Origin of the sequence: Halochromatium glycolicum (assembly GCF_016584085.1) — a bacterium.
Taxonomy (GTDB): domain Bacteria; phylum Pseudomonadota; class Gammaproteobacteria; order Chromatiales; family Chromatiaceae; genus Lamprobacter; species Lamprobacter glycolicus.
In genome coordinates this window covers 1-4,554 of record NZ_NRSJ01000088.1, presented here as the reverse complement: position 1 = coordinate 4,554, position 4,554 = coordinate 1, and the positions used below count along the sequence as shown (strand labels likewise).

7 protein-coding genes are annotated in these 4,554 nt (G+C 59.9%); 4 read left to right on the top strand and 3 right to left on the bottom strand.

Features of this window, described 5'->3' with window-relative positions; genetic code table 11:
• Positions 1-293 precede the first annotated feature (293 nt).
• From CKO40_RS23320 to CKO40_RS23305, 4 genes are all read left to right on the top strand, one after another.
• Complete coding sequence (locus CKO40_RS23320; RefSeq protein ID WP_200348849.1) at positions 294-947, top strand: DDE-type integrase/transposase/recombinase; 654 nt, start codon at positions 294-296, stop codon at positions 945-947.
• Positions 948-1,564: 617 nt separating this feature from the next.
• Positions 1,565-1,846, top strand: coding sequence for a BrnT family toxin (locus CKO40_RS23315; protein WP_200348848.1), 282 nt, complete (start codon positions 1,565-1,567; stop codon positions 1,844-1,846).
• Positions 1,824-2,054 (top strand): hypothetical protein, encoded by a 231-nt coding sequence (locus tag CKO40_RS23310; RefSeq protein WP_242477300.1) that lies wholly within the window; start codon positions 1,824-1,826, stop codon positions 2,052-2,054. Before CKO40_RS23315 ends, CKO40_RS23310 begins: the two co-directional genes overlap by 23 nt.
• Positions 2,055-2,434: 380 nt before the next feature.
• Positions 2,435-2,632 (top strand): DUF2283 domain-containing protein, encoded by a 198-nt coding sequence (locus tag CKO40_RS23305; protein WP_200348847.1) that lies wholly within the window; start codon positions 2,435-2,437, stop codon positions 2,630-2,632.
• A gap of 18 nt (positions 2,633-2,650) precedes the next feature.
• Here the strand turns inward: CKO40_RS23305 and CKO40_RS24775 are convergent, their stop codons facing one another.
• From CKO40_RS24775 to CKO40_RS23295, 3 genes are all read right to left on the bottom strand, one after another.
• Positions 2,651-3,070: a group II intron maturase-specific domain-containing protein gene (locus CKO40_RS24775; RefSeq protein ID WP_242477299.1), complete on the bottom strand. Its 420-nt coding sequence runs from the start codon at positions 3,068-3,070 to the stop codon at positions 2,651-2,653.
• A 23-nt stretch (positions 3,071-3,093) separates the two neighbouring features.
• On the bottom strand, positions 3,094-3,342 hold the full coding sequence (locus tag CKO40_RS24770; protein ID WP_242477298.1) for a hypothetical protein: 249 nt from the start codon (positions 3,340-3,342) through the stop codon (positions 3,094-3,096).
• Between the two features lie 589 nt (positions 3,343-3,931).
• On the bottom strand, positions 3,932-4,096 hold the full coding sequence (locus tag CKO40_RS23295) for a hypothetical protein (RefSeq protein ID WP_200348846.1): 165 nt from the start codon (positions 4,094-4,096) through the stop codon (positions 3,932-3,934).
• Positions 4,097-4,554 lie beyond the last annotated feature (458 nt).

Genomic DNA, 4,554 nt, shown 5'->3' with positions numbered 1-4,554 from the left:
GATGGGTTTCGTCACCTCGTGCTGACTCACCCAGGGACTGAGCCTTCTATGCGGTTTCTGTCCGTCGGCTCGCACCTTTGCGCTCGGGCTTCCTCCAGACATCCCCTCGCGGGTTTGCCCTTGCCGTCGGCTCGTCGTTCTATCGGTCCAACAGGACACTACAGGTACTCCTACAGGGGACTTTCACCCCATCAGTTCATGCCCATGCCGGGCGTACACAAGCCCATCAAGCCGACGCTCTCTTCGCTGCGCTTCGTTCACGCGGCTTATGGGTAACGTCGACCTTCTACCGCGTGTTGCGCGCCGACGGCGAGACTGGCGAGCGCCGTGCGCAACGCGCGCCCGGCAAGCATGCCGTGCCGCACCTCCTCGCCGATCGGCCGCATGCCCGCTGGAGTTGGGACATCTCCAAGCTGCCGACGCTCGAACCACGCCGCTACCTGAATCTGTACCTGATCCTCGATCTGTACAGCCGCTACGTCATCGCCTGGATGATCAGCGCCAAGGAGAACGGCGCACTCGCCAAGCACCTGTTCCACCGAGCCTTGACCTGCTACGACATCCGTGGCGGTCAGCTCACGGTGCATCAGGATCGCGGTGCGCCGATGATCGCCGAGACCTACCGCGACCTGCTCGCCGCCTTCGGCGTCGAACCCAGCTATTCGCGCCCGCGCCTGAGCAACGACAACGCCGTCAGCGAGTCGATGTTCAAGACGGTGAAGTACAGCCCCGGCTGTCCAGGCCGCTTCGCCGACCCCGAGGAGGCGCGCGCCTGGACGGCGCCGTTCATCAACCACTACCAGCAGCGCCCTCATGAGGGCATTGCTTTCTACACCCCGGCCATTGTCTTCCACGGCCGCATCGAGCCGATCTACGATCGCCCCCAGGGCGCACTCGACGCCCACTTCGCCGCCCATCCCGAGCGCTACCCCAACGGCCCGCCCTAGGCCAAGCGACCGCCGGCGGCCATGGCCATCAACCCCCAGGACGGCATCACAGTGACCGACGCGATCGGCGCCACCGCCCGGTCCGAAACCGTCAGCGACACGCCCGTGTGGCTCCCGCAGGAGGAACGGACTTGACCAACATGCCGGCCGCCGAGCGTGACCGACCCGTCGGCCCGCGTGTCCCCGTCCATCCTTGGGAGGGAGGTAGCGAGCACCTTCCTGCCACCATGGTGCTGACCCCAGCACAGCGTTTGGCCTGGTGGCCATCCTCGGTCAGTCGGTCGCTTCGCACGCAGCCAGGCGCCCGCAGCCGCGGGCCGGGTCAAGGTGGAGCGCCCGCAGCGCCGCGAGGACGTACGACCTTGACCCGGTTCGCGGCGCAGGGAGACTGGGCGGAATGCGAAGCGGGCAACCGACCGCTCTGCCGAGCGTCTCGCCCTCCATCGACTCCGACCGTCCGGCGAGCAGCAGCGAGCACGCTCCATATCCAACTAGCAATCACACCCGCGAGTGTCGGAAACAGGTTGACATGTTCCGCTCCGGCCGGCCAGCAAGCGGCGGGCTGTGCTAACGTTGGGCGATCAAGGATCGTGCATCAATGCAACTGAAAGATAAACATGAAGTTCGAGTGGAACACGGATAAGGCCAGAAGAAATCTCCAAAAACACGGAGTTTCGTTTTCGGAATTTCTCAGCGTGTTCAAGGATGCACTATCCTTAACCTATCCGGATTCCGATCACTCGGCTGAAGAGGATCGTTTCCTTATCATCGGTTTGTCGTCGCTCGACAATGTTTTGGTGATTTCACACGCGTTCCGAAACGATGTCGTTCGGATCATTAGCGCTCGCAAGGCCACGAAGAAAGAACGGTCCTTCTATGAAAACGAAGCACGACATTGAAGCTAATGACGAAATGCGCGAAGAATATGATTTCGCCACCATGAAAGGGGGCGTTCGCGGAAAATATGCGAACGCCTTTGAGCATACAGCAACCACAGTCCTTCTAGATTCCGACGTTGCTGAAATATTCCCGGACTCTCAGTCTGTAAATGAGGCGTTACGCACATTGACGCGCGCGCTAGGCAAAGGCAGCGATAACGCCCAATGAATCAAAGGGGCCTGGGTCGAATTGATTATCAGGCACCGATACGAACAAATCAAATCGCCTAACACGGTGCTCCAGCTGAAGCCGGTTTCGCTATCGCTCAACCAGCTCGGCTGAGCTTGGCGTTATGCCGGGAAAGGACATCGCGCGGTGAAATGTACGAAATATTTTCAAGCTATCCGAAATCGGCCCGACCGATCGATTATAAAAGCTGAATGGATTCGTCATGTCATGGAGTCTCCGGAACGAGAATACATCCAAGCCGACGGCAGAGTCCGACGATGGGCGCGAATAGATGAATATGACGGAAGATACCTGAGGGTAGTCCTTTTGCCTGACAAGGTAACGGTTCATAACGCATTCTTTGACCGCGGATACAAACCATGAAAATAAAGTATTTCGACGATACCGACACGCTCTACATTGAGTTTAGATCCAGTGACATCGTTGAATCCAAGGATCTGGATGAAAATACCGCGCTGGACGTCGACAGCAAGGGCAACGTCTGTGCCATTACCTTTGAGCACGCGAGTCAGCGCACTGATATCCGTCATGTGGCTGTTGAAGGTATAGCGGCATAATCGGGTAAGGGCGGGTGTTTAACCCGCCCTCCCCACACCGCCTAGCATGCGGGTCCGCACTAGGCGGTTCACGAGAAGGGAGCACACGACGCTTGAGGCATAGCCGTGCGCTTTCATCCACTGATCGCGAATGCTAATCAAGCCCTGGCGTTTCAGCCAGTCATTGGTCATCCCGGTTTGTGTGCCCAGCGAGCGGGACAGATGCCAGTCGCTCTTGGAGCTCATGCCCGTCCAGATCGCGGCACGCTTCGACGACCCCAGGGCCAGCAACTGGCGAATGCGATTGCGCACCCCGCGCCACTGTTTCCAGTCGCACAGGCGGATGCGCCGCCGCAGCCAGTGGTCCAGCTCGGGAATCGGCCGGGAGTAGTCCGAGATGCCGAAGTCGCCCATCCAACCACGAACGTATTCGGAGAGTTTCTTGAGCCGGTACGCCATCGACACGCCCCAGCTCCGTCCGGTCAGCTTGCGCAGCCGATGACGGACGTGTCCGACCGGTGCGGCCGGTCGGTGCCCTCACGCAGGGCTTGGCGGATCGCCGGCAAGTTCGAGCGTGCGAACGCGGGAAAGTCCTCGATGCACAGCCCATCGATCCCGGGCGCACCCTGGTTGGACTTCACGCGCTTCCATGCCTGTCGCCTGTTCTCGCTCTCCAGCACCCGCTCCATCAGGTCGTCGTGCAAGGCTGGCTGTGTGGCATCACGCCGCATCACGTCTCCCCCGGTCGGGTTCAACGACGCGTGCAAGCAATCCACGGCTCCGCCTTGGCTTCTCCTATTCGGCCCTTCGTCGGGCAAGCGTTCCACGCTTGCTCGGCTACTATGGCCTCTGCTGACTTCTGTCCCGTCACGCCGAGCGTTACCGCTCGTCGCGCTGTCCGAGTCACGGTAGGGTCCGGTGGCGATTCCAGCACTTTCGCACTGGCCCTCAGTCCGACTCCCATGGCAACCACAGCACCCGTAGGGTTCGATGGCGATTCCAGCCCTTTCGGGCTGGGCCTCAGTTCGACTCCCGTCGGCGCACGCACCGCTCGCGAGACAGATCTCCTTAAGGATTTGCAACATGAACTGTCAGTGCACTGACCGCATTGACCCTATCCCCTGCGCCCGATGGGTTTCGTCACCTTGTGCTGACTCACCCGGGGACTGAGCCTTCGATGCGGTTTCTGTCCGTCGGCTCGCACCTTTGCGCTCGGGCTTCCTCCAGACATCCCCTCGCGGGTTTGCCCTTGCCGTCGGCTCGTCGTTCTATCGGTCCAAGAGGACACTACAGGTACTCCTACAGGGGACGTTCACCCCATCAGTTCATGCCCATGCCGGGCGTACACAAGGCGCTCAAGCCGTCCCCATTGACCCAGGAGCGGCCGGCCAAAAGCTCGGAGCTGTTTTTTTTGCCCTGCCAGGGGCGGCTTAGAAACTGTCCATCAACTTCTTCCCGATTTGCGGGCCAGCGTTGGGCGATCATCGGGAAGTAGAAAATGGACAGCCACTTAGCTTAACGTTCGGTGAAAACTGCCGCCACGACGCAAGCTCTTAAGAACCCGTCCGAGCATGAAGAAAAAGGTCTATATCGAAACGTCGATTCCCAGTTATCTCACTGCGAGGCCCAGCAGAGACGTCAGGGCTGCTGCTTGGCAACAGATCAACAGGGCAATGGTGGGATGAAGCGCGTTCCAGATATGACTTGTTCACGTCGGAGTTAACTCTGACCGAAACGTCAGCCGGAAATCCTGAAGCAGCGAAAAGGCGACTCAGGGCAATCGAAGACGTCCCTGAGCGGCCTTGATCACAACTCCGTTGCGCCAGGCAAAGCCTGGAAGGAGAGGAAGAGAGCGAACGGATAAGCGAATCGGAAACTCCTTGTTGCGGCCCACCGGGTGCAAGTCCCGAGCCGGTAAGGATTGGCCATCCACCGGAACCGAG

Coding starts and splice junctions, on each gene's coding strand:
- CKO40_RS23315 (WP_200348848.1), top strand. CDS start 1,565: ATGAAGTTCGAGTGGAACACGGATAAGGCCAGAAGAAATCTCCAAAAA.
- CKO40_RS23310 (WP_242477300.1), top strand. CDS start 1,824: ATGAAAACGAAGCACGACATTGAAGCTAATGACGAAATGCGCGAAGAA.
- CKO40_RS23305 (WP_200348847.1), top strand. CDS start 2,435: ATGAAAATAAAGTATTTCGACGATACCGACACGCTCTACATTGAGTTT.
- CKO40_RS24775 (WP_242477299.1), bottom strand. CDS start 3,070: ATGGCGTACCGGCTCAAGAAACTCTCCGAATACGTTCGTGGTTGGATG.
- CKO40_RS24770 (WP_242477298.1), bottom strand. CDS start 3,342: ATGCGGCGTGATGCCACACAGCCAGCCTTGCACGACGACCTGATGGAG.
- CKO40_RS23295 (WP_200348846.1), bottom strand. CDS start 4,096: ATGATCGCCCAACGCTGGCCCGCAAATCGGGAAGAAGTTGATGGACAG.